Here is a 23,715-nt window from a genome sequence, read left to right as displayed (position 1 = left end):
TTATGTTCCCCAGAACCCTGTTGTGCCTTGCTGTTTTCAGCGCGTCCACGCCCCTGCTTGCCGACACCGTCTGGTTGAAAAACGGCGACAAGCTGAGCGGGACCATCACGGTATTCGATGGCGGCAAGCTGTTGATCCAGACCAAATATGCCGGCGCAGTGGCGATTGACTGGAAAGAGGTCAAGACCCTCGACAGCGATCAGCACCTGTTGGTGAAGCAGGACGCCTATGCCGGTGAAGTATCGAAGTCGCTGACGGCGGCCGACGATGGCAAGGTCACCCTGGCCAACGGCGAGGCGCCGAAGACGGTCGAGCTGGCGAGCATTCAGCAGATCCTCAAGCCCAAGCCGATCGTCACCGACCTGGTCTGGAAGGGCAACGTCGATCTGGCGCTGGACTATCAGCGCGCCGAAAAGGACACCGACGATTACGACGTTGCCTTCAAGACTTCGGCTCGCCATGGCCGCTGGCGGCATACCGGCGAGGGCGAGTACAACCGCGAAGTCCAGGATGCGGAAACCACCACCAACAACTGGCGCGCCGAATACTCCCTCGACCGCTTCCTCACCGATCAGTGGTTCTGGCAGGGGCGCATCAACTACAAGCGTGATCACATCGAAGAGCTGGCGCGTCAGCGCGTGGTCGGTACCGGTCCGGGCTACCAGTTCTGGGACGACGAACTCGGCGCGTTCTCGCTGGGCTCGTTGCTCAACCGCACCGATTACGAGTATCGCGATGGCAGCAAGGACAACTTCTATTCCGTCGCGATGAAGTGGGACTACAACCGCTACCTGATCGGCAAGAAGGTCGAGTTCTTCACCAATGGCGAAGTCGGCAAGCCGCTGTCGGGCGTTGCCGATTACGCGCTGGATGCCGAACTGGGCCTGCGCTACAAGGTCACCGACTGGGCCTCGCTCAACCTCAAGGCCGAGCGCGACATCATCAGCGGCACCAACGATGCGGATCTGAACAAGACCCGTTATACCGCAGGGTTTGGTGTGGCCTGGTAAGCACCTGCGCTAGAAAGGAGAAAGCCCCGTGATTGCGGGGCTTTTCATTGTCAGCTTTCTTCTTTGGTCTTGCTGACGGGAATCGAAACACATTCTCCCTGCCTGACGCCCATCTGGTATTGGCATTGGTAGCTCAGGCTGCCGTCTTTCCTGAAGAAGCGCATCGGTCCATGCTCGGCGCCATCGATATAATCGGTAAATGAAGCCATCTCACCGTTTTCGTGCCATGTCGTGGATGATCCGTGAAGGTTGCCGTCTTTGTATTTTCGATGTTCTTTAAGCTGGCCGGTCGCGTACCACTGTTTGAAGTCGCCCTGTTGGCGATGTTTTTCATCCCACTGCCACTGCAAGGTTTGCCTGCCTTGCTCATTCCATTGCTCATAGCTTCGTTGCACACCGTCCCTGTAAAACTGTTTCTCTTTGACTGTCCCGTCGATGAAGTAAGTGGTTAGCCAGCCATCTGGCTTGCCGTCGACATTGGTGCGGGAGGTCTCAACGGCTCCATTATCAAAATAATGATTATTTGGCCCTTGGGATTTGCCGTTGATGAAAACGGTTTCGTACCTGATCTGTCCATTCGAGTGGTATCCAAGGGCAGGGCCGTGGAGAACGTCATTTCGATAACTGCTGCGCCCGATCAGCGTCCCGTCCTCGTCATATTCCAAATACTCGCCATCTACATGCTTGCCCAGATGCCAATTGTAGGACTCAGCGATTTTGCCATTTTCGTGATAGATAAATTGCCAACCCTCGAGATGGTTGTTGAGGTAGTTTTCACGCTTGATGACGACCCCTTGTTCGGAATATGTCAGCGCCTCGCCCTGACGCAGGCCGTTAGCATCATTCTGGTAGGTCCGGCGGGGTTTTCCGTTTCGATAGTAAGCTTTGTATGTCAGAACGGGTTTCGCTGAAGCGAAGTCTTCTCTGTCGACGTAATGCTCGCTGCGTAGACTTCGCGTGTCCCGGTAAAAAATTTGTGCTTGCCACGCCTGTTTTTCTTCGTCATAGGACATTGGCATTTTCAGGTAGTACAACGCCAGGCCTTCGCCGATCGGCTTGAGGTGCTCGTCCAGATAAAGCTTGTCGTCTGCCAGAGGGTTCGTCAGGTCTGCGCACTCCTCAGGAGTGCAGGGGCGTACCTTTTCGAAGAAGGCGCGTTTTCGCTCGCAAGCGGAGAGCGTCAGAATCAGGGGGATTTTTTGGTCGATCAAGTCTTGGACTTCGCCGAGCGCTCGTCGAAATGATTCGTTCGGAATGCCCAATGATTCTGGCGTCAAATAGACCTCGTTGCTCCCGCAGGCGTGAGGAGTCGAGAGCGTCAGGAGCGCTGCGCCTCTGAGTTGCATCGAAGAGTGGCCATTGACTTCTGGTCCTTTCGCCAGATATGTCGCACGAGGGTTCATGCCGAGAATCACCGTCGGATGATCAGATTTGGTCTCTGCATTCAGAGGGGGGGCGAACGCCAACAGCAACGCGTTGAATGTGTTCCAAGAGATGAATTGCATCCTGCTTCTTCCATGTGATTCCAGGGCGCGGATCATATAGAGCGGAGGCAAAAAGAGGGGCAAACAAAATATACAGACACAAAAAAGCCCCGCTTTTAAGGGCGGGGCTCTTTTCTAAAGAAGCTACAAGTTAGATAACTTGTACTTCTTCAGCTTGCATGCCTTTCTGACCGCGGGTAGCGATGAAAGAAACCTGTTGGCCTTCTTTCAGGCTTTTGAAGCCGTCGGATTGGATAGCTTTGAAGTGAACGAACAGGTCGTCACCGGATTGTGGAGTGATGAAGCCGAAGCCTTTTTCATCGTTGAACCACTTAACGGTACCGGTTTGGCGATTAGACATGGTGTAACTCCTTGAACAAAGATAACTGCGACTCAGGAAGAACCCTGGCCGAGACTGAGTGCAAAGAGCAGGAAAAATTCTTGTAGATGGTTGGATCGAAATTCAACATATCGTGTAGAGATTCTCAGTGACACAAGCAACACAGTGACGCCACCTTAACCCTTTTTCCGGAACGTGCCAATGTTTCTTGCAAAGGATTCTCTGTTTTAGGGATCGGCGGTGCGACGGTTCGTCGCCACAGCGCGTAAATACGGGGTGTTCGCCGAGAATTGCGTTGCGCACTTTGATCGCGGCGACGCGCCCGGTAAGATGCCGGACAGAATTTTTCCACCTCGCTATTCAGGACAAACCCGCCATGAGCATCAAATCGGACAAGTGGATTCGCCGCATGGCGCAGGAACACGGCATGATCGAACCGTTCGTCGAGCGCCAGATGCGCGGCAGCGACGACAGCCGGGTGATTTCCTACGGCGTGTCGAGCTACGGCTACGATGTGCGTTGCACCAACCACTTCAAGGTGTTCACCAACATCAACTCGGCCATTGTCGACCCGAAGAACTTCGACGCCGGCAGCTTCGTCGACATCCACAGCGACGTCTGCATCATTCCGCCGAACTCCTTCGCCCTGGCCAGCACCGTCGAGTACTTCCGCATTCCGCGCAACGTGCTGACCATCTGCCTGGGTAAAAGCACCTACGCGCGCTGCGGCATCATCGTCAACGTCACTCCGCTCGAGCCTGAGTGGGAAGGTCATGTGACGCTGGAGTTCTCGAACACCACCAATCTGCCGGCGAAAATCTACGCCAACGAAGGCGTGGCGCAGATGCTCTTCCTCGAATCCGATGAAGAATGTGAAGTTTCCTACAAGGATCGTGGCGGCAAATATCAGGGCCAGCGTGGCGTAACCTTGCCGCGTACCTGATCGACCATCCGACGGATGTCGGGAATTCTTTGGCGGGCAGACACTCTATGGGGTGTACTGCCCGTTTTTGTTACACACAAATTCGGGCCTTCACTGAGGAGTGCCCTATGAAGATCGACCCGCGAATCAGCGCTGAACTGGCAAGGCTTGAGCCCAATCAGATAGGCGTTCTGGCCTGGTCGTTACTGGCGAATCCGTCTTTGAGCCTGTCCGGCGGCGTGCCCGGCCAGCCCGATCCCGATACTCCCAACGAACAACCGACCGAACCAGGCGAACCGACCCTGCCGGACGAACCGCCTCCGGCGCCTGTCGCCTGACCCACTGTCATGAATATGGCCCGTCAGCCTGATCGATTTGCGATCTAGCTGACGGGCCATATTTCGTTGTCGCCGATCACGAAGACCTTGCAACTGTCGTCGCGCTCGACCTGATAGCCGCCAGTAAACGCACCGAATGCCGGCATCAGGCTGATGCGCTCACCGAGTCTGAAACAAGCCAGGCGCAGACTCTGCCGACCTTTGCCATGCAGCCGATAGACCGGGTGAACGTGGCCGGCGAGCACGTGCCGTTCCGGATGCGCATCGGGCTCATGCTGCAAGGCAAACGGCCCCAATAACAGCGGCTCTGGCACCACGCGGATATTCAGCGATGCCGGTGGGTCGCCCGCGCGTTTGTCGTGGTTGCCGCGAATCAGCGTCATCGGCAGGTCAGCGTGGCGCGCTCGCCACTCTGCCAGCGCATTCAGTGTGGTCGGGACATGTGAGCCAGGCCCATGCAGGAAATCCCCGAGAAAAATCAACTGGCGACACGGCAGCCGCGCCAGCAACGTGTCGATTACCTCGATGTTGCTCGCCGTCGTGCCATGCGGCACCGGCTGGCCGAGGCTGCGATAGGCCGCTGCTTTACCGAAATGCACGTCTGCGATCAGCAATGCTTCCTGCGCTGGCCAGTACAGGGCTTTCTCCGGCAGCAGCCATAACTCCTCACCGGCCAAACGCACCGGGTACGCACTCACGACGATTTTCCGTTATCAGCGGTTTTTTCCAGGTCACCGACCATTCTTCTAATCCTGTCAGCCAGTTTTTCCGAACTCATGCTCTCGCGCATCCGCTCCACCAGCAGCGGAAAGCCCAACGGTGTAGGACGTTTAACCTGATGCAAGTCGAGTTTCATCCGATTGATCCGCTCCAGTGTCTGCTCCAAACGACGAATATCCAGTTCCTCGCGCAGGACTTCTTCCCCGGCCTGGGCCAGCAGCAGATTGTCGGCGTCGTATTGTTTGAACACCTGGAAAAACAAGCCACTCGACGCCTGCACCTGGCGGGTACTCTTTGGTGCGCCCGGATACCCGGCGAACACCAGCCCGGCGATCCGCGCGATTTCGCGGAAGCGGCGCAACGCCAGTTCACCGGCATTGAGGCTGGCCAGCACGTCCAGCAACAGGTCATCGGCATTGAACAGTCGCGCATCGAGATGCGTAGCCCAATCCACCGGCGTGGCGCTGAGCAGTTCCAGGCCGTAATCGTTCACGGCAATTGAGAAGGTCACCGGTTGCCGCTGACTGACGCGCCATGCCAGCAGGCTCGCCAGTCCCAGATGCACTTGGCGCCCGGCGAACGGATAGAGGAAAAGGTGCCAGCCCTCGCGGGATTTCAATACCTCGGCCAGCAGATTTTCCGTGGTGGGCAAGCCGGACCAGCGTATCTGCGTCTCCAGCAGCGGCCGCAGCGCGTGCATTTCCGGGCCGTTGAACTGACCTTGAGCAGCGGCGCTGAAGCGCGTCACCACTGCTTCGGCCAGTTCGTTGGATAACGGCATGCGTCCGCCATTCCAGCGCGGCACGGCGGCTTTTTTTGCGGTGCTGCGTTTGACGTAGGCGGTCATGTTCTCGACCCGCACCAGTTCCAGCAGGCGCCCGGCGAAGAGGAAACCATCGCCGGGTTTCAGCCGGGCGATAAAGCCTTCCTCGACGCTGCCCAGCTGTTTGCCGCCGCCGCCCTTGCTCCAGAATTTCAGGTTGATGCTCGCGTCGCTGACGATGGTGCCGATGCTCATGCGATGGCGCCGCGCCAGGCGCGCATCCGGCACACGCCAGACGCCGTGTTCGTCCGGCTCGACCCGGCGGTAATCCGGATACGCTGTAAGAGACATCCCGCCATGGCGTACGAACGCCAGCGCCCAGGCCCAGTCTGCCGCTGTCAGGTCACGATAAGCCCAGGCACCACGGACTTCTTCGTACAAGTCTTCAGGAATAAACCCACCGCCAAGGGCCATGCTGACCAAATGTTGGACCAGCACATCCAGCGGCTTGTGCGGTGACAGACGCGGCTCGATGCGCCGCTGTTCGACGGCATCGCGTGCGGCGACCGCTTCGATCAACTCCAGGCTGTGGGTCGGCACCAGCGTCACCCGCGAGGTGCGCCCCGGTGCGTGACCGGAACGCCCGGCACGTTGCATCAACCGCGCAACGCCTTTGGCCGAGCCGATCTGCAATACACGCTCGACCGGGAGGAAATCCACACCCAAGTCCAGGCTCGAAGTGCAGACCACCGCTTTCAACTGGCCATTCTTTAATGCCTGCTCGACCCAATCGCGGGTATCGCGGGACAGTGAGCTGTGGTGCAGCGCGATCAACCCGGCCCAGTCCGGCCGCGCTTCCAGCAGCGCCTGATACCAGATCTCCGATTGTGCGCGGGTGTTGGTGAACACCAGGCTGCTGGCGCAGGCGTCGAGTTCGGCCACCACCTGCGGCAGCATCTTCAGACCAATGTGGCCGGCCCAGGGAAAACGCTCGATGGCCGGTGGCAGCAGGGTGTCGACTTGCAGGGTTTTTTCGCTTTTGCCTTGAACACTGACGCCGCCGCCCTGTGGGATCAGCACTTGCTCCGCGTGGGATTGATTACCGAGGGTGGCGGACACGCCCCAGACGATCAATTCCGGCTGCCAATGACGCAGGCGGGCGAGGGCCAGTTGCAGTTGCACGCCGCGCTTGTTGCCAAGCAATTCGTGCCATTCATCGACGACGATCATGCGCAGGGTCGACAACGCGGTGCGCGCATCGGCGCGGGCGAGCAACAGAGTCAGGCTTTCCGGGGTGGTAATCAGCGTCGTCGGCAAACGCCGGCCCTGACGGGCGCGTTCGCTGCTGCTGGTGTCGCCGGTGCGTAGGCCGATGCTCCACGGAATCTGTAAATCATCCACCGGGCTTTGCAGCGCGCGGGCGGTATCGGCGGCAAGAGCGCGCATCGGCGTGATCCACAGCACCGTCAACGGCTCGGCCGGCGGTTTGCGTTTGCGCGGCGTGGCCACGGGCGGTTGCAGGCGGGCGAAGCGGTTGAGCGCAGCAAACCACACCGCATAGGTTTTACCGGCGCCGGTGCTGGCGTGGAGCAACCCGGATTCGCCGTTTTTCACCGCCGCCCACACCTGTTTCTGAAAGGCGAACGGCTTCCAGTCGCGGGCGCTGAACCAGGTTTTTGCAAAGTCGGGGGATTTCGCCATGCCGGCTGCGTGCGCTCTGGAGGTGTTGTTTCAGAGACAGCGAAGCGGGGGGACAAGTTTAACTTTGTCGGTCGGTGGATTCCCCCGTGGGAGCGAGCCTGCTCGCGAATGCGATGTCACATTCAACATTGATGTTGACTGATAAACCGCTTTCGCGAGCAGGCTCGCTCCCACACAGGGTTGGGTGCCAACCTTATTTAAGATTGCCGCTGAGGAATTGCTTAAGGCGTTCACTCTTGGGGTTGCCCAGCACGTCTTCCGGCGCGCCTTCTTCTTCCACCAGACCCTGATGCAGAAACAGCACCTGATTCGACACCTTGCGCGCGAAACTCATTTCGTGGGTGACCATGATCATCGTCCGGCCTTCCTCGGCCAGGCCCTGAATCACTTTCAGCACTTCGCCGACCAGTTCCGGGTCGAGTGCCGAGGTCGGTTCGTCGAACAGCATCACTTCCGGTTCCATCGCCAGTGCCCGGGCGATCGCCACGCGCTGTTGCTGACCGCCGGACAGAAACGCCGGGTATTGATCGGCGACCCGCGCCGGCAAGCCGACTTTGTCCAGATAACGACGGGCGCGATCCTCGGCTTCCTGTTTGCTGCAACCGAGCACCCGGCGCGGGGCCATGGTGATGTTTTCCAGCACGGTCATGTGACTCCACAGGTTGAAATGCTGGAACACCATCGCCAGCCGCGTGCGCAGGCGTTGCAGTTCATCGGCGTCGGCAACGTGCATGCCGTGCCGGTCGGTGACCATGCGGATCGCCTGGCCATCGAGGCTCATGGCGCCGTCATTGGGTTGTTCAAGGAAATTGATGCAGCGCAAAAAGGTGCTTTTGCCCGAGCCGCTGGCGCCGATCAGGCTGATCACGTCGCCGGTTTTGGCCTTGAGCGAAACGCCTTTGAGCACCTGATGATCGCCATAGCTTTTGTGCAGGCCTTCAACGGTCAGTTTGTACATGGACGAGCATCCTCAAGGCGAAAGTAGGTAGCCGCTGCGATAGGCTTCGGCGCCCGCGACGTGGGCGATGACCATGCCGGCAGTGGCCATGCGCCGCAGCGAGCGCGCATACAGCAGGCCGGCGGCGGTGCAATGAATGGGGGTGACCTTGTCGTGGACCGGGTCGATGATTTCGGCGATCTGCTGGCCGGCTTCCAGGTATTGGCCGGGTGTCGCGCAGTACACCAGCAGGCCGCCGACTGGCGTGGTCACCGGTTCGACACCGGCCAGTGGCGTGGCCGGGTACGGCAGTGGCGGTTGCGGCTTGGTCTCGCCGACGATGGCATCGAACTGGATCAGATAGTCGATCAGCGCCTGACAATCGCGGCTGGCCAGCGGGTGATTGACGTCGCCCTGACCGCGCAATTCGACGGTCACCGAGAAGCTGCCCAGCGGAATATCGAACTGCTCGCCGAAGCGCTCGCGCAGTTGCCACCAGAGCAGGGTGAAGCACTCGTCGAACGACTGCCCGCCGGAATCGGTAGCAAGCAGGCTAGCCTGCGCTTCCATGTAGCGCGCCAAGGGCTCGACCTGTGGCCACGCCTCGGGCGTGGTGTACAGGTGCACCACCGATTCGAAGTCGCAGTGCAAGTCCAGCACCATGTCGGCATCGCAGGCCAGGCGTTGCAGGGTCAAACGCTGGGATTGCAGTTGTGTGGCCGGCGTCTGGCGGGCGAGGGCGTCGCGCAGGCTGGCACGGATCAGTTCGAGGTTGTGCTGCGCATCGTCGTCCAACTGGCCTTCGATGGCGTTGCCGATTTCTTCGCTGAGGTCGACGAACCAGCGATTGAAGTTCTGCCCACTCTCGAGGTCGTAACGGCCCAGCGGCACGTCCATCAGCACTTGTTCGAGGCCGACCGGGTTGGCCACCGGCACGAGGACGATTTCACTGCGCAGGCGGCCGGCGGCTTCCAGCTCGGCCAGACGCTGTTTCAGGTGCCAGGCGACCAGCATGCCGGGCAGTTCGTCGGCATGCAGCGAGGCCTGAATGTACACCTTGCCCTTGGCCTGCTGTGGGCCGAAGTGGAAACTGTGAATCTGCCGTGCGGTCCCCGGCAGCGGGGCCAGCAAGTCATGAATCTGGTGGCGCATTGTTATCTCTTTATTTTCAAACCGGTGCTAGTGAGTCGGCCCGAGGAAGGCCAGCCAGCGGCGTTCGGCAAGGCGGAACAGACCGACCAGCGTAAAAGTAATGGTCAGGTAGATCAGCGCGGCGATGCCGAATGACTGGAAGGTCAGGAAGGTCGCCGAGTTGGCATCCCGCGCGACTTTAAGAATATCGGGAATGGTCGCGGTGAACGCCACGGTGGTCGAGTGCAGCATCAGGATCACTTCGTTGCTGTAGTAAGGCAACGAGCGGCGCAATGCCGACGGCATGATCACGTAGGCGTACAGCTTCCAGCCGGTCAGGCCATAAGCCTTGGCCGCTTCGACTTCGCCGTGGTTCATGCTGCGAATCGCCCCGGCAAAAATCTCCGTGGTGTACGCGCAGGTATTGAGCGCGAAAGCGAGGATCGTGCAGTTCATCGCGTCGCGAAAGAAACTGTCGAGGATCGGCTGTTCGCGCACGGCGGCGAGGCTGTAGATGCCGGTGTAGCAGATCAGCAACTGGATATACAGCGGCGTGCCACGGAACAGGTAGGTGTAGAACTGCACCGGCCAGCGAATGTAGAAGTGCGGCGAGACGCGGGCGATCGACAATGGGATCGAGACGATGAAGCCGATGCAGATCGAGGCGGTCAGCAGCCACATCGTCATCGCCAGCCCGGTGATGTTCTGGCCGTCGGTATAAAGGAAGGCGCGCCAATATTCCTGGAGAAGTTCGATCATCGTACGGCCTCCCGGGCACCGGCGGCGTAGCGGCGTTCGAGCCAGCGCAGGATAAAGTTCGAAGCACTGGTGATCAGCAGATAGATCAAGGCGGCAAGGACCAGAAAGTAGAACAGTTGATAGGTACTTTTACCGGCGTCCTGCGCTGCCTTGACCAGATCGGCGAGGCCAATGATCGACACCAGCGCGGTGGCCTTGAGCATGACCATCCAGTTGTTGCCGATGCCCGGCAGGGCGAAGCGCATCATTTGCGGAAACACCACAAAGCGAAAACGCTGGCCACGTTTGAGGCCATACGCGGTGGCGGCTTCGACCTGACCACGCGGCACCGCGAGGATGGCGCCACGGAAGGTCTCGGTGAAATACGCGCCATAAATGAAGCCCAGCGTCAGCACGCCGGCGCTGAACGGGTCGATTTCGATGTATTCCCATTCCATGTAGTCGGTCAGTGACGTCAGCCAGGTTTGCAGGCTGTAGAAGATCAACAGCATCAGCACCAGATCCGGCACGCCGCGAATCAGCGTGGTGTAGAGCTGCGCGGGCAGGCGCACCAGTTTGACTTTCGACAGTTTGGCACTGGCGCCGAGCAGGCCGAGCAACACGGCCACCAGCAGCGACATCGCCGATAATTTGATGGTCATCCAGGTGCCTTGCAGCAGCAACGGGCCGAAGCCCTGCAGACTGAACGAGGCCAGCCCCAGATTTTGCAGGAGGGTTTCAAACATAAATCAGCAACCTGAGCGGATGGAAAAGGCGCCCATCGAGGATGGGCGCCGGGGCATTATTTGCCGCTGTACAGATTCAGGTCGCCAAAGTGTTTCTTTTGAATCTCGGCGTATTTGCCGTCGTCGTGTAACGCTTTGATACCTTTATCCAAAAGTGCTTTCAGCTCAGTGTTACCTTTCTTGATACCGATAGCGGTTTTCGACGGCAGCAATTCGCTGTCGACCGGCTGGCTGACTTCGTAACCTTCGCCTTTCGGCGACTTGAGGAAGCCCAGTTCGGCTTGCAGCATGTCCTGGATGGCTGCGTCGAGGCGGCCGGAGGTCAGGTCGGAATACACCTGATCCTGGTTCTGATAGGCCTGGGTTTTCACACCGGCCTTGTCCAGCACGGCTTTGGCGTAGGCTTCCTGAATCGTGCCTTGCTCATAGCCAACGGTCTTGCCCTTGAGCGACGCGACGTCTGCGCTGAGGCCGGAGCCTTTCTTGAACACGTAAGCGGTCGGGCCGGAAAACAGTTCGCTGGAGAAGTCGATGACCTTCTCGCGCGCTGGGGTCACGGTCATCGACGAGATCACACCGTCGAACTTGTTGGCTTTGAGGCCCGGAATCATGCCGTCGAAATCGCTTTCGACCCATTTGCACTTGACCTTCAGTTCGGCGCAGATGGCGTTACCCAGATCGATATCGAACCCGACCAGGCTGCCATCGGCCGCTTTCGACTCGAACGGTGCGTACGAAGGGTCAACGCCGAAGCGCAGCTCTTTGTATTCCTTGGCCAGCGCGGAGCCGGCGGCCATGCACAACGCCAGTGCAGAAAGGGTCAGCAATGCTTTTTTCATTATTCAATCCCTAAGAACCAATATGAGCGCTTGTGGCGCAGAATTATTGTTACTGCAACGCTTACGACCTGTAGAAAGTAGCAATTTCCGAACCAGAGTGCCGAACAGGTGTTTTAAAAGGTCGAGTGCAGAGAGGCAAGGGTAGTTGAATGCCCGGAAACGGGCATTGCTGTTTGCATGCACTGTTTCGGATCACGCGGGTAGCTCAGAGCAGGGAAAAACTGTGGCGAGGGGATTTATCCCCGATCGGCTGCGCAGCAGGCGCAAAAACCTGAGTGCACGATTTCAGGGGGAAATTGCTGGGGGCCGCTGCGCAGCCCAGCGGGGATAAATCCCCTCGCCACAGGATTCTGCGATGTGTCGAGAATGAATCAGGCCAACAAGTCTTGCAGGGTAGCGAGGCTGTCGGCTTCTTCGACGGTCTTGTCCTTGCGCCAGCGCAGCATGCGCGGGAAGCGCACGGCGATGCCGCTCTTGTGTCGGCGCGACAGGGCGATGCCTTCGAAGCCGAGCTCGAACACCAGGCTCGGTTTCACGCTGCTCACCGGGCCGAATTTTTCCACCGTAGTCTTGCGCACGATGCTGTCGACCTGACGCATTTCTTCATCGGTCAGCCCCGAATACGCCTTGGCAAACGGCACCAGCGAGCGTTGACTGGATTCCGGCGGGCCGTCCCACACGGCGAAGGTGTAATCGCTGTACAGACTGGCGCGGCGGCCGTGTCCACGCTGGGCATAAATCAGTACCGCGTCGACGCTGAACGGGTCGACCTTCCACTTCCACCACACGCCCATGTCCTTGGTCCGGCCGACGCCATACAGCGAATCGCGCGCCTTGAGCATCATGCCCTCGACGCCGAGTTTGCGTGACGCTTCGCGCTGGCGGCCGAGGTCGAGCCAGTCTTCGCCGTTCAATACCGGGGAGGGCAGCAGTACCGGGCTGTTGCAGCGCGCGATCACCTCTTCGAGTTGCGCCCGGCGCTTGACCTGCGGCTGGTTGCGCCAGTCTTCGCCCTGCCATTCCAGCAGGTCGTAGGCCAGCACTACCACCGGCACTTCTTCGAGAATCTTCTTGTCGAGGGTCTTGCGACCGATGCGTTGCTGCAGCAGGGCGAACGGTTGCACGGCCGGCGGCTCATCGGATTGCGGATCGAAGGCATCTTCGGTGGTCGGATGGGTGCTCTTCCACACGACGATTTCGCCGTCGATCACCGTGCCGTCGGGCAGGCCGTGGACCAGCACATCGAACTCGGGGAAGCGCTCGGTCACCAGTTCCTCGCCGCGCGACCACACCCACAGCTTGCCGTCGCGCTTGACCACTTGCGCGCGGATACCGTCCCACTTCCATTCCACCTGCCAGTCGCTGGCGGGGCCGAGCAGAGCTTCGAATTCCTCGACCGGTTGCGCCAAGGCGTGGGCAAGAAAGAACGGGTAGGGCTGGCCGCCGCGCTGGGCATGTTCGTCGGCGGATTCCGGGGCGATCAGTTTCAGATAGCTGGCGGCGTTCGGCCGGTTCGACAGGTCCGTGTAACCGACCAGGCGCTGGGCCACGCGTTTGCTGTCGAGCCCGGCCATTGAGGCGAGGGCGCGGGTGACCAGCAACTTCGAAACGCCGACGCGGAAACTGCCGGTGATCAGCTTGATGCACAGCATCAGGCTCGGCCGGTCCAGTTGCGCCCACAACATTGGCAATTGGCGCGCCAGGTACTCCGGCGTTTCTCCGCGCAGTGGCAGCAGCTTGTCTTCGATCCATTCGGCAAGACCGGCCTCGGAGCTGTGGGAATTTTCCGGCAGTACCAGAGAAATGGTCTCGGCCAGATCGCCGACGGCCTGATAGCTTTCTTCGAACAGCCATGGCTCCAGTCCCGAAACTGCGACCGCCAGCTCACGTAGGATGCGCACCGGTACCAGTTGTCGCGGCCTGCCACCGGAGAGGAAATACACCGCCCATGCGGCATCTTCCGGCGCGGCCTGCGCGAAGTAAGCCTGCATCGCCGCCAGCTTGGCGTTGCTCGACGTGGTGGCGTCGAGTTCGGCATATAACTCGGCGAAGGCTTTCATGGCGATGTCTCGGCAACGGTGGGTTCGCTGGCGATGTTGTCGTCTTCGTCATCGCCGTATTCGGTGGTGAAGCCTTGTGCATCGAGGCCCTGTTCGCGCAAATGGCGCACGAGCACGCCGATCGAGCCGTGGGTGACCATCACCCGTTCCGCGCCGGTCTGGTTGATCGCCCACAGCAGGCCGGGCCAGTCGGCGTGATCGGAAAGGATGAAACCGCGATCGACGCCGCGCCGCCGCCGGGTCCCGCGCAAGCGCATCCAGCCGCTGGCGAAGGCATCGCTGAAGTCGCCAAAACGGCGCATCCACGTGCTGCCGCCCGCCGATGGCGGAGCAATGACCAGCGCCTGGCGCATGATTGGATCGCTTTTTTTCACGTCGCCTGCGTAAATCGTCGGCGGCAGGTATACGCCGGCATCGCGGTAGACGCGGTTCAACGGTTCGACTGCGCCGTGGCTGAGAATCGGCCCGAGGGTTTCGTCGATGCCGTGGAGAATCCGCTGCGCCTTGCCGAAGGAGTAGCAGAACAGCACGCTGGCCTTGCCGGCGGCGATATTGGCCGCCCACCACTGATTGATCTCGGCGAAGATCTGCGCCTGCGGCTGCCAGCGATAGATCGGCAGGCCGAAGGTCGATTCGGTGATAAACGTGTGGCAGCGCACCGGTTCGAATGGGGTGCAGGTGCCATCCGGCTCGACCTTGTAATCGCCCGATGCGACCCAGACTTCGCCGCCGTATTCCAGGCGCACTTGCGCTGAACCGAGGACATGCCCGGCGGGGTGAAAGCTCAGGGTCACGCCGTGGTGGGTCAGGCGCTGGCCGTAGTCGAGGGTTTGCAACTGGATGTCCTGACCCAGACGCGCGCGCAGAATCCCGGCGCTGGCGCTGCTCGACAAGTAGTGCTGATTTCCGGTGCGCGCGTGATCGCCATGGGCATGGGTAATCACCGAACGCTCGACCGGCCGCCACGGATCGATATAGAAATCCCCGGCGGGGCAGTAGAGACCTTCAGGTCGGGCAATAACAAGATCCATGTCGTGACCGGAATGGGGGGCTTGTTAGCTATGAGGCGGGCGTGAGGCTGGAAGTTCGATCGGCTTTTAAGGGTGATGCAAAGCCAATGTGGGAGCGAGCCTGCTCGCGAAAGCGGTTTACCAGACACATCAATTTTGACTGTGCCTCCGTCTTCGCGAGCAGGCTCGCTTCCACAGGGAACTGCGCTTACTTGCCCGGGGTGAGGGTCAAACGGGTCTTGCCATACACCCGATCAAAGTTCTGCGGCTGCATCGGCAGGCCGATGTACTGACCTTTCAGCCACGCATCGATCCCGTTCAGGTAATTCGGACTCAGTGGATTGCCCGACTGCCCCGTACCGTTCTGCGCCATCAATGGCTCGCTCTGGCCGAAGTCGACGATAAAGCGCATCGACGGCGCGCGTGTGGTGGCGAAGTCCTGGCCCCAGGCAAACGCCGAGCTGTTCAGCGTGGTGTGATCGCCTCCAGCCGCCAGCGGCCCGCGTACAGTCTGACCGTTGCTGTTTTTCCACGAATAGGTGTGCAATTTGCCCCACTGCCAGGCGCGATGATCGCCGCCCAACTGACTGTCGCCGGCCGTAATCGCCGCAGCGAGGCTGCGGGCGAGAATCACGGATTTGTCTTCCTTCTGCGGCGTGCGCAGATCATCCCAGAACGGACTGTCCTCACGTCCCAAGAGATGATCGGCCTGCGCCGCGTAGGACAGATCGCCATTGGCGACAAAGGCCTTCCACGCCGGGCTCGACTCAGGACCCAGTTCATCGAGGAAGATCTGCTTCATGCTTTCCTGCAGAAACAGTTCGTAGATCGCCGCATCCGCCGAGGTCGGGCTGAGCTTGCCGTCGAACGCCATCAATCGGGTGAAGGCTTCGCGCGCCTTGCTGCGTTCGGCGTCCGGCAGGGCGTCGATCGCCTGTTTCAGCGGTTGCTTCATCCCCGGTGCTTCGAAGACTTTTTTCAGCTTGGCGGCGAAAGTGGTGGTCTGGTCGTACTGCATGGCGATCACGCTGCGGCTGTCCTGCTTGCCGCTGCCAGCCATTTCCGCCAAGCGTTCGCCACGCTCCGGTGCCGCCCAGGATTTCGACAACTGCATGCCGTAGCCGTCGGGAATCACACGCTGGTTGGCCGTGCCGAGCCAGCCTTGTGCCGGGTCCTGATCGTAGGGGTGCAGCATCGGGTCGGCGTAACCGTCCCAGTCGTAGCGACCGTCCCAGCCCGGCGAGGGCAGCAGACCTTCGCCTTCGCGACGGTTGGGGAAGCGCCCGGTGACTTGCCAGCCGATATTGCTTGCATCGGCAAAGACCAGATTGAGGGTGATGGCGCGGATTTCGCGGCTGGCGTCCGAGGCGCGCTCGACGTTCTGCGCGCGGGTCAGGTCGAAGAAGGCATCCAGCGTTTTGTCGTCGGTGAAGCTTGGCGTCTGTAAAGCGAGACCGAAACCGCTGCCCTGCGCCGCTGCCTGGGCACTGTTGAGCAACGCGCCGTGGCGGGTTTCGTAAACGGCCTCGCGAATCGGCCGCTGGCCTTTGACGAAATAGGTTTCGTTGCGCACGCCCAACGGCTGCCATTTGCCGTTGACTTCATAAGTGAGGCTGTTGCCCTGACGGCGGATTTTCTCGAGGAACAGGTCCTGGTTATCGCCGAGCACGCTGGTCATGCTCCACGCCACTTTGCCGTTGAACCCACCGAGCACCATCGGCAGACCGGCAACCGTGACGCCGGCGGCCTGATATTTCGGCGCGCGGATCTGCACGAAACTCCACAGCGACGGCGCGGCCAGCGGCCCGTGCGCATCGCTGGCCAGCAGGCTCTTGCCGCTGCGGCTGCGTTGCGGGGCAATCGCCCAATTGTTCGCAGTCGGCGTGGCGAGCAGGTTCAGCGCCGACAGTTGCTGGCTGGCGCTGCTCAGTTCCGTCAGCCCCGGAATCTGCCCGTTGAGCTTGAGGCCTTGCAGTTTGTCGGCTTCAGCCACTGGCAGGTTTTCATCAGGCGCCGACGGGCTCAGCCAGGCGAGTTTGTCAGTGGTCACGGTTTGCGCGAGCACCAGCGACTGGATTTCCTCCGGCAGGTTGGCCGACTGGCTGAAATTCAGCAGGGCAAAAATCAGCGCCGAATCTTCCGGTTTCCAGTATTCCGGCTTGTAACCGCTGGCGGCGAGGTCGCCCGGCAATTTGTCGGCGTAGCGGAACAGGTAGGCGTTGACGCCCCGTGCATACACCTCGAAGAAGCGCTTGAGCCGTGGCGACGAGGCCTTGTACAGCTCGCCGGCGCTCTTCTTCAGATTGACCGCGCGCATGTAACGGTCGGCATCGAGCATCGACGCGCCGGACATTTCCGCCAGCCGGCCCTGGGCCAACAGGCGCAGGGTGACCATCTGGTTGATACGGTCGCTGGCGTGGACGTAACCGAGGCTGAACAGCGCGTCATGGAAGCTGTTGCTTTCGATCAGCGGCATGCCCATCGCATTGCGCCGCACCGAAACGTTCTGCGCCAGGCCCTTGAGCGGTTGCACGCCGGAGGTCGGCGGCAGGCTGTCCTGGGCGTTCCAGGTCTGGCAACCGGACAGGCCGAGAACACCGGCCACTGCTGCGGCAACGCCGAACCGGGGAAGAAAATGTGTAAGGGCTGGCGAGGCCATGGCGAAGCTCCTGCGGGGGTATAAGGCTGGGGGCGCAATAAAGCCGCTACGTTAGTGACGGCGCGAGGGCCGCGCAAGCAGGGCGAGTGGTTATTTATGCAGTTGTCGGCTGATCGGTCAGAGGCGTGACAGTTGCTTGTGGGAAAGCGCTGATGTTGAACTACGGAACAAGTCCCGTGCCCTGTCAGGAGAAAGATCGCTATGGAGCTTCAGAGCAACGCTGCGCTGATCATCATCGACCAGCAGAAAGGCATTCTGCATCCGCGGCTGGGACGGCGGAATAATCCTCAGGCCGAAGAGCGAATGCTTGAGTTATTGGCGCTGTGGCGCCTGCGCGGGGGCCCGGTGATTCACGTGCAGCACTTGTCGCGCTCACCTGATTCGGTGTTCTGGCCGGAGCAGGACGGAGTCGAGTTTCAAGAGCGTTTTGTCCCTCAGGGCGGGGAATGGCTGATCCAGAAACAGGTGCCGGATGCGTTTTGTGCGACGGGGCTGGAACGGCAGTTGCGCGAGGCAGGGATTGGTCAGGTGCTCATTGTCGGCGTGGCAACAAACAACTCGGTGGAATCAACGGCGCGCACGGCGGGTAATCTGGGTTTCGACACATGGGTGGCGGAAAATGCGTGTTTTACCTTCGACAAGGCCGATTATTTCGGCACACCGCGTACCGCTGAAGAGGTGCACGGGATGTCGCTGGGGAATCTGCATGGGGAGTATGCGACGGTGGTCGGCTCTTCACAGATTCTGGCGGCGGGCTGAAGTTTTGTAGTGTATGCGCCGCCGCCTTCGCGAGCAGGCTCGCTCCCACAGTGACCATATTTCTTCAGATGAAACGCGATCCCTGTGGGAGCGAGCCTGCTCGCGAAAGCAGTGTGTCAGGCGAAGAAGACCTTCGCCAGTGACATCAAGCGCCGTGGCACTTCTTGAATTTCTTGCCGTTGCCGCATGGGCAAGGGTCGTTGCGGCCGACGTCTTTCAGGGCGTTGCGCACCGGTTCCTGGTGGGCGTGGCCGCAGTTCGGGCCGTGGACATGGCCATGGTCGTGATCATGATGGTGGTCATGATCGTGGTTGCAGTCAGGGCCATGGACATGGGGTTGCTGGGTCATCGAGGTCACTCCGGAGTTAGATCGGCGGGGATTATCACGCCATTGCGCTCAAGGTGCACGTAGTGGGCGATGAATAAACCGGTTTCCATTTCCCCCTGCAATCGATAGGGAATCTGCTGGTTCGGATTTTTCAGCAGTTTCACCACGTGTTTGACCTTCGGCCACAGGTTGGTGCGGATCGGCACTTTGAAGTAAGCGCTGCGCTTTGGCCCGACGGTAAACCAGTGCTCATGCTCGCCTTCGGTGAGCAGCATGTCGGCCAGGTGAATCCGGTATTCGAGGCCACGCACGGTCAGGTCGCTGTCGTTGGGATTGTCGACGCGAAAGTGCAGGATGAATTTCTGTTCGAGCAGTTTGGCCCGCACCACCTCGACTTTCACCAGATGCACGGCGGGCTCGACGCTGTCGTCGCTGAACCACGAGGCACAGCCGCCGAGGTTTACGATTAGCATCAACAGCAGAAAATGTAGTGCGCGCCGACGACCGAGCATGAAATTGACTCCCTTTGTGCCCAGTCTAGACCTTAAAAGATTTCAGCCTTCGGCTAATCCCGTGTAGGAGCGGCCGAAGGCTCGGGCCGCGATCGGACGATCTTTTGATCTTCAGCTCAAGCGCCGAAATAACCCGAACAACACTTCTTGAACTTCTGCCCGCTGCCACACGGGCAGCCGTCATTGCGCCCCAGCTTCATCTGCACCGTCGGATCGATGAAGTACCAGCGCCCGCCGTTCTGCACGAACGAGGAGCGCTCGCGATGGCTGTGCTCGCCCTGGCTGTCATGCCAGCGTGCGGTGAAGGTCACAAAAGCGTGTTCCGGCTGGCCGCCGAACACCTCCGAGCTTTCCACCTCAAGGCCGAGCCAGGTGCTTTGCGCACTCCAGTCGCTGATCGATTGTCGGTTCAGTCCCGCCTGCTGCGCGGGCAGGGTAGTCGCTACCAGATAATCGACCAGCCCCAGCACATAAGCGCTGTAGCGCGAGCGCATCAGGGCTTCGGCGCAAGGCGCCGGGTGGCCGTCGTGATAAGGACCGCAGCAGGCATCCAGCAGATTGCCGCTGCCGCATGGGCAAATGGCTGTACTCATTGCATTACCACCAGTATTTCCCGAAGTTTTCCGGATTGGCCCAGAAGCGTGAATTGAGCCAGTCGGGGACTTGTTTGTAGTCAAGCAGATCGTAGGTGAACAGGGTCAGCACCTGCGCGTCGCGCTGAAAACGCTCGCTGGCCTGCAGGGCCAGCGAATAGAAATCGGTTTCCTGCCAGCCACTGGCGGCCAGATCCGCCAGCACCGCGATGCGACTGGCGTTGAGATTGCGGATGCCGCCCAACAGGTTCAGGCCATCGCGTTTGGGCAAATGTTCCAGGCAATCGACTACCAGCGCCAGATCGAAGCGTTGCGCGGCCAGCTCAGCCGGCAGTGCGCCGGGCGCGGCATGGGCGACAGCGGTACCTGGATGCGCATCCTTGAAAGCGCTCAAGGCGGGAAATTCGCTGGCGCCGATCAGCAGCAGACGGGCCGGGGCGTAGCGATCCAGCAAAGCGGCCAACGCCTGTTGTGGCGTGCGCGAAGAAATGGCGGCGTTCATCGAAGCTCCTCAGTCAGACCGCCAAGACTAGCCTGCCAGACCGCGTCGGCAAAGCGCCCGGTGGCGGCGGTTTTCGCCAAAAGAGGCAAACCCCTGTGAACACGGTCGCAAACAGCGGTGGCCTATTGCTGGCGGAGATTAAAACTCCGGTCTTTACTCCCTGAATCGGTTTTAAGCCGATCCCTCAGGAGAAAACTAGATGAGCATAGTTCGGACAGCATTACCCTTGGTTCTGCTAACCAGTGTGTTGACTGGTTGTGCAGGTTTGCAGAAAACCGACTGGCCGACCTGTGCGGCGGTCGGTGGTGTGGTCGGTGCCGGTCTCGGCGCGACGGAAAGCGCTTCGTGGGCCGGTTACGGTGCACTGATTGTCGGCGGTACGGCAGCGGCCTATTGCTGGGTGCACGGTGATGGTGATGAAGACGGCGATGGTGTGCCGGACAGTCGCGACAAGTGCCCGGGTACGCCTAAAGGCGTGCAGGTCGATGCTGACGGTTGCCCGCCACCGACGCCTGCGCCAGTGGTCGAAGAAGCGGTTGTGGTCAAGGAAGAAACCATCGTCATTCGTGATGTGCATTTCGAGTTCGACAAAGCCACGCTGACCGGCCCTGACAAGCAAGTGCTGGACAAGGTCGCCGATCGCCTGAAACAGGAATCCTCTACCGCGCAACTGACCGTGACCGGTCACACCGACAGTGTCGGCAGCGATGCCTACAACAAGAAACTGTCGGATCGTCGTGCGCACTCGGTGGTGGAATACCTGATCCAGCAGGGCGTTCCACGTGCCAGCTTTGTTTCGGTGTCGGGCCTTGGTGAAAGCCAGCCTGTGGCTGACAACAAGTCGGCTGATGGTCGTGCGCAGAACCGTCGCACCGAAATCAAAATCGTCCGCTAGCCCCTCTCGCATCCGCGGCTTGTGCAGTCGCGGATGCGGGTCTTTACTCCTGTGTAACCGGTATGGGCCGGTACACAGGAGCGTTCACAAATGCGTCTTTTCTCAAGGTCCGTCTTGCCGGTGCTGCTGCTAGGCAGCTTGCTCACCGGTTGTGCCACTCACAGCGATGGCACCGCCCCCCTCAATCAACGTACGTGGCCGATCTGCAGCCTGCTTGGCGGTCTGGTCGGCGGCGGTCTTGGCGCCATTGAAAGCGCCGGCTGGGCCGGTGGCGGCGCGGCATTGGGCATTCTTACCGGTGGGCTGATCTGTTACGCCCAGGATGGCGACGAGGACAGCGACGGCGTATTCGATCGCCGCGACCGCTGCCCGGACACACCGGAAAATACCGAAGTCGATCACCGTGGCTGCCCGCTGCCGCAATATCCGGTGGCAGTCAAACCGGTCGAACCGGCGCCGCAAACCGAAGTGATCACCTTGAGCGATGCCGGCAACGTGCTGTTCGATTTCGACAAGTCCGATCTGACCCCGGCGGCCAAAGCCCAGCTCGACACCTTGATGGACAAACTGCGCAATGCCGACGTGGTCAGCATCAAAGTCATCGGGCACACCGACAGCAAAGGCTCCGATGCCTATAACCAGGCTTTGTCCGAGCGGCGCGCGAGCAGTGTCGCAGCGTACTTGCTCAGTCAGGGCCTGGCGCCGAACAAGCTCACCAGCGAGGGCCGAGGCGAAAGTGAGCCGGTCGCCGATAACGCCACCGATGAAGGTCGCGCGGAAAATCGCCGGGTCGAGCTGCATATCAATCGTTAGGAAAGGTCTGTAGTCCGCCGACTAGAGCTGCCGGGTCGAAATCATCGGCCCGGCAGCCATTTACCCGGCGTTTGTAGAAATTTCATTTTTCCCTCTGGCTTATCCCCCGCAGAAGCCGGTACTGTGCGTGCAAAGAATAATTCGCAACACGGGGGAGCGTATGAAGGTGTTCTGGGGGCTGGGGCGTTTGCTGACCCTGCTGTTCTGCTGCGTGGTACTGGCCAATCAACTGGTGCCGTTTGTTCATCCGCTGCATCTGCTGGTCAATCTGGCCGGCGCTCTGTTGTTGCTGATTCATCTACTCGAAGTGCTGCTGTGCAACCGCAGCCTCAAGGGCCGTCCGCACCCTTGGCGTGATCGTGGCCGCATCCTGTTGTTCGGCGTTTTCCACCTGCAAACCATCCCGGCCCCGGCCGCTCCGGAGGCTTCTTCCCATGCGTAAACTCTGCCTGCTCGCTGCATTCATCAGTCCACTGGCCTGCGCGCAGGTGGTCAACGTGCAAAGCAATTCTTTGATGCGCTTGCCCAACACCACCAGCACGCTGCAACTGGAGAAACTGGAAGTCGCCGATTACGGCACCTTGCTGATCCCGTCGAATGTGACCGAATTGAACATCGATGAACTGCGTCTTGGCCACGAAGCACGTATTGCTATCGTTCCGGCTGAACAAGCGCTGGAAGTAAAGGTCAAGCGCGCTGAATTGAGCGAGGGCAGCCAGATCACCGCGCGCGGCGCCCCCGGCACTTATGAAAAAGCGGCCCGGGCCGGGCGCAATCTGAATCTGCAATTTCAGGCCCTGAGCGCGCCGCAACTGACGGTCGATGCCCGTGGCGGCAGGGGCGCGCCGGGTTTCGTCGGCCTAGATGGCGGCAACGGTGAAGATCCGGGCTGCACCTATGGCTCGGCCGGCCACGGTGCCGATGGCAGTGACGGCAGCGATGGCCAGCCAGGCGCGCCGGGTGCGCTGGTGCGCCTCGCCGTACCACGGGATTTCCCGGCCGAGCTGATCAAAGTCAACGTGGCTGGCGGTGCCGGCGGCCCGGCGGGTGTCGGTGGTAAAGCAGGGAAGGGCGGCAAATCCAAGGGCTGCCTGGTCTACCGCGCTGACGGCGGCAAGAACGGCAAGGCCGGCGCGGATGGCCAGCCTGGGTCGGAGGGAGCGGCGGGTTCGGTTACCGTGCAACGGCTCTAAAACTGCGACCCACTCTCTGATCAATAAAATGCTTTGGTGAGTGAAGATCTTTGGTGAGTGAAATTATGTGGCGAGGGGATTTATCCCCGCTGGGTCGCGAAGCGGCCCCGCTCTAAAAATCAAAAGCGGGACTGCTACGCAGCCCAGCGGGGATAAATCCCCTCGCCACAACTGTGTTCACAGTAGAACAAGAGTGCGATTCAGAGCATCGGTCTCGCCGCCGCCACAGCCACCAGCACCAACCCGACCAGCAGATTGAGCCCCACCACCCGCCGAATCCGCCCCAGCACTGCCGCACCCGCCGGCCAATCCTTCGCCTCAACCGCCTTGCGCAATTCCGGCAGCATCAACCCCTGAATGCGGATGAACAGCGCCGTCATCACCACATACAAACCGATCATCACCTGCACATACTTCGGCGCGGTCTCGAAGCCGACCTGCTGCAGATGCAGCATGCCCACGCCGCTGATCGGCAACAGGATCACCGCGACCCAGACCCAACGGAAAAAACCTTGAAACACTTCCACCCACAGGGTCAGGCGAGCGGGGCCGTCCAGAACCTTCACAGCCGCAGGGCGCAAGACCATCCAGGCGAAAAACATGCCGCCAACCCACATCAATGCAGCAAGGACATGCAGGGGGTAAACGAGGCTAAAAGGTGTCATTGGGTCACTCCGTTCTGCGCGGGATCAATTAGCGGGGTATGATAGCCGCCGAATCAA

The 23,715-nt window shown here is 60.3% G+C and carries 25 protein-coding genes; 8 read left to right on the top strand and 17 right to left on the bottom strand.

Annotated elements, in window-relative coordinates:
* Positions 1-2: 2 nt before the first annotated feature.
* Entirely contained in the window at positions 3-1,010 is a 1,008-nt protein-coding gene (locus D8U61_RS09320) for a DUF481 domain-containing protein (RefSeq protein ID WP_024011896.1), read from the top strand.
* A gap of 50 nt (positions 1,011-1,060) precedes the next feature.
* Here the strand turns inward: D8U61_RS09320 and D8U61_RS09315 are convergent, their stop codons facing one another.
* Both D8U61_RS09315 and D8U61_RS09310 read right to left on the bottom strand, forming a co-directional pair.
* On the bottom strand, positions 1,061-2,515 hold the full coding sequence (locus D8U61_RS09315; protein ID WP_241663610.1) for a toxin-antitoxin system YwqK family antitoxin: 1,455 nt from the start codon (positions 2,513-2,515) through the stop codon (positions 1,061-1,063).
* 130 nt (positions 2,516-2,645) lie between these two features.
* Positions 2,646-2,855: a cold-shock protein gene (locus D8U61_RS09310; RefSeq protein ID WP_002554837.1), complete on the bottom strand. Its 210-nt coding sequence runs from the start codon at positions 2,853-2,855 to the stop codon at positions 2,646-2,648.
* Between the two features lie 355 nt (positions 2,856-3,210).
* Between D8U61_RS09310 and dcd the strand changes: the two genes are divergently transcribed.
* Together dcd and D8U61_RS09300 are read left to right on the top strand one after the other, a co-directional pair.
* A complete protein-coding gene (dcd, locus tag D8U61_RS09305) occupies positions 3,211-3,777 on the top strand; it encodes a dCTP deaminase (RefSeq protein WP_007940589.1) in 567 nt (188 codons plus the stop codon).
* A 107-nt stretch (positions 3,778-3,884) separates the two neighbouring features.
* Positions 3,885-4,094, top strand: coding sequence for a hypothetical protein (locus tag D8U61_RS09300; RefSeq protein WP_016771389.1), 210 nt, complete (start codon positions 3,885-3,887; stop codon positions 4,092-4,094).
* 44 nt (positions 4,095-4,138) lie between these two features.
* Here D8U61_RS09300 and pdeM read toward each other — a convergent pair whose 3' ends face one another.
* From pdeM to D8U61_RS09250, 10 genes are all read right to left on the bottom strand, one after another.
* Positions 4,139-4,798, bottom strand: a complete 660-nt coding sequence (pdeM, locus tag D8U61_RS09295; RefSeq protein ID WP_130887092.1) for a ligase-associated DNA damage response endonuclease PdeM — start codon at positions 4,796-4,798, stop codon at positions 4,139-4,141.
* Positions 4,789-7,278 carry a ligase-associated DNA damage response DEXH box helicase gene (locus D8U61_RS09290; RefSeq protein ID WP_130926803.1) on the bottom strand — a complete coding sequence of 830 codons (2,490 nt, stop codon included), beginning with the start codon at positions 7,276-7,278 and terminating at the stop codon, positions 4,789-4,791. Before D8U61_RS09290 ends, pdeM begins: the two co-directional genes overlap by 10 nt.
* 193 nt (positions 7,279-7,471) lie before the next feature.
* A complete protein-coding gene (locus D8U61_RS09285) occupies positions 7,472-8,236 on the bottom strand; it encodes an ATP-binding cassette domain-containing protein (protein ID WP_041478066.1) in 765 nt (254 codons plus the stop codon).
* A 12-nt stretch (positions 8,237-8,248) separates the two neighbouring features.
* Positions 8,249-9,367 carry a succinylglutamate desuccinylase/aspartoacylase family protein gene (locus D8U61_RS09280; protein ID WP_122505744.1) on the bottom strand — a complete coding sequence of 373 codons (1,119 nt, stop codon included), beginning with the start codon at positions 9,365-9,367 and terminating at the stop codon, positions 8,249-8,251.
* 27 nt (positions 9,368-9,394) lie between these two features.
* Positions 9,395-10,105 carry an ABC transporter permease gene (locus D8U61_RS09275; RefSeq protein WP_130926802.1) on the bottom strand — a complete coding sequence of 237 codons (711 nt, stop codon included), beginning with the start codon at positions 10,103-10,105 and terminating at the stop codon, positions 9,395-9,397.
* Positions 10,102-10,830 (bottom strand): ABC transporter permease, encoded by a 729-nt coding sequence (locus tag D8U61_RS09270; protein ID WP_016771383.1) that lies wholly within the window; start codon positions 10,828-10,830, stop codon positions 10,102-10,104. The genes D8U61_RS09275 and D8U61_RS09270 overlap by 4 nt, the downstream gene beginning before the upstream one ends.
* Positions 10,831-10,886: 56 nt before the next feature.
* Complete coding sequence (locus tag D8U61_RS09265; RefSeq protein ID WP_024011901.1) at positions 10,887-11,669, bottom strand: transporter substrate-binding domain-containing protein; 783 nt, start codon at positions 11,667-11,669, stop codon at positions 10,887-10,889.
* A 371-nt stretch (positions 11,670-12,040) separates the two neighbouring features.
* On the bottom strand, positions 12,041-13,729 hold the full coding sequence (locus D8U61_RS09260) for an ATP-dependent DNA ligase (RefSeq protein WP_130887090.1): 1,689 nt from the start codon (positions 13,727-13,729) through the stop codon (positions 12,041-12,043).
* Positions 13,726-14,760, bottom strand: coding sequence for a ligase-associated DNA damage response exonuclease (locus tag D8U61_RS09255; protein ID WP_130887089.1), 1,035 nt, complete (start codon positions 14,758-14,760; stop codon positions 13,726-13,728). The genes D8U61_RS09260 and D8U61_RS09255 overlap by 4 nt, the downstream gene beginning before the upstream one ends.
* 187 nt (positions 14,761-14,947) lie before the next feature.
* Entirely contained in the window at positions 14,948-17,398 is a 2,451-nt protein-coding gene (locus D8U61_RS09250) for a penicillin acylase family protein (protein WP_130926801.1), read from the bottom strand.
* Between the two features lie 201 nt (positions 17,399-17,599).
* On the opposite strand from D8U61_RS09250, the gene D8U61_RS09245 reads away from it, so the two are divergent.
* Positions 17,600-18,157: a cysteine hydrolase family protein gene (locus tag D8U61_RS09245; RefSeq protein WP_130926800.1), complete on the top strand. Its 558-nt coding sequence runs from the start codon at positions 17,600-17,602 to the stop codon at positions 18,155-18,157.
* A 145-nt stretch (positions 18,158-18,302) separates the two neighbouring features.
* Here D8U61_RS09245 and D8U61_RS09240 read toward each other — a convergent pair whose 3' ends face one another.
* From D8U61_RS09240 to D8U61_RS09225, 4 genes are all read right to left on the bottom strand, one after another.
* Positions 18,303-18,506 carry an SEC-C metal-binding domain-containing protein gene (locus tag D8U61_RS09240; RefSeq protein ID WP_003198420.1) on the bottom strand — a complete coding sequence of 68 codons (204 nt, stop codon included), beginning with the start codon at positions 18,504-18,506 and terminating at the stop codon, positions 18,303-18,305.
* A gap of 5 nt (positions 18,507-18,511) precedes the next feature.
* Positions 18,512-18,997, bottom strand: a complete 486-nt coding sequence (locus tag D8U61_RS09235) for an LEA type 2 family protein (RefSeq protein WP_125925236.1) — start codon at positions 18,995-18,997, stop codon at positions 18,512-18,514.
* A 116-nt stretch (positions 18,998-19,113) separates the two neighbouring features.
* Positions 19,114-19,590 carry a YchJ family protein gene (locus D8U61_RS09230; RefSeq protein ID WP_071174594.1) on the bottom strand — a complete coding sequence of 159 codons (477 nt, stop codon included), beginning with the start codon at positions 19,588-19,590 and terminating at the stop codon, positions 19,114-19,116.
* Between the two features lie 4 nt (positions 19,591-19,594).
* Complete coding sequence (locus tag D8U61_RS09225) at positions 19,595-20,092, bottom strand: DUF6231 family protein (protein ID WP_130926799.1); 498 nt, start codon at positions 20,090-20,092, stop codon at positions 19,595-19,597.
* A gap of 199 nt (positions 20,093-20,291) precedes the next feature.
* Between D8U61_RS09225 and D8U61_RS09220 the strand changes: the two genes are divergently transcribed.
* From D8U61_RS09220 to D8U61_RS09205, 4 genes are all read left to right on the top strand, one after another.
* Entirely contained in the window at positions 20,292-20,987 is a 696-nt protein-coding gene (locus D8U61_RS09220) for an OmpA family protein (protein ID WP_016770616.1), read from the top strand.
* A gap of 90 nt (positions 20,988-21,077) precedes the next feature.
* The gene (locus tag D8U61_RS09215) at positions 21,078-21,800 is read left to right on the top strand and encodes an OmpA family protein (RefSeq protein WP_130926798.1); all 723 of its coding nucleotides are present in this window, start codon (positions 21,078-21,080) and stop codon (positions 21,798-21,800) included.
* Between the two features lie 160 nt (positions 21,801-21,960).
* The gene (locus D8U61_RS09210) at positions 21,961-22,242 is read left to right on the top strand and encodes a DUF1145 domain-containing protein (protein ID WP_016771375.1); all 282 of its coding nucleotides are present in this window, start codon (positions 21,961-21,963) and stop codon (positions 22,240-22,242) included.
* Positions 22,235-22,993, top strand: coding sequence for a collagen-like protein (locus tag D8U61_RS09205; protein ID WP_016771374.1), 759 nt, complete (start codon positions 22,235-22,237; stop codon positions 22,991-22,993). The genes D8U61_RS09210 and D8U61_RS09205 overlap by 8 nt, the downstream gene beginning before the upstream one ends.
* Positions 22,994-23,193: 200 nt before the next feature.
* On the opposite strand, the gene D8U61_RS09200 is transcribed toward D8U61_RS09205, so the two are convergent.
* Positions 23,194-23,658, bottom strand: coding sequence for a CopD family protein (locus tag D8U61_RS09200; RefSeq protein WP_125925241.1), 465 nt, complete (start codon positions 23,656-23,658; stop codon positions 23,194-23,196).
* Between the last annotated feature and the right edge of the window lie 57 nt (positions 23,659-23,715).

It is taken from the genome of Pseudomonas sp. Sample_14, from assembly GCF_004307515.1.
Taxonomy (GTDB): domain Bacteria; phylum Pseudomonadota; class Gammaproteobacteria; order Pseudomonadales; family Pseudomonadaceae; genus Aquipseudomonas; species Aquipseudomonas atacamensis.
This window is presented reverse-complemented; position numbering and strand designations above follow the sequence as displayed.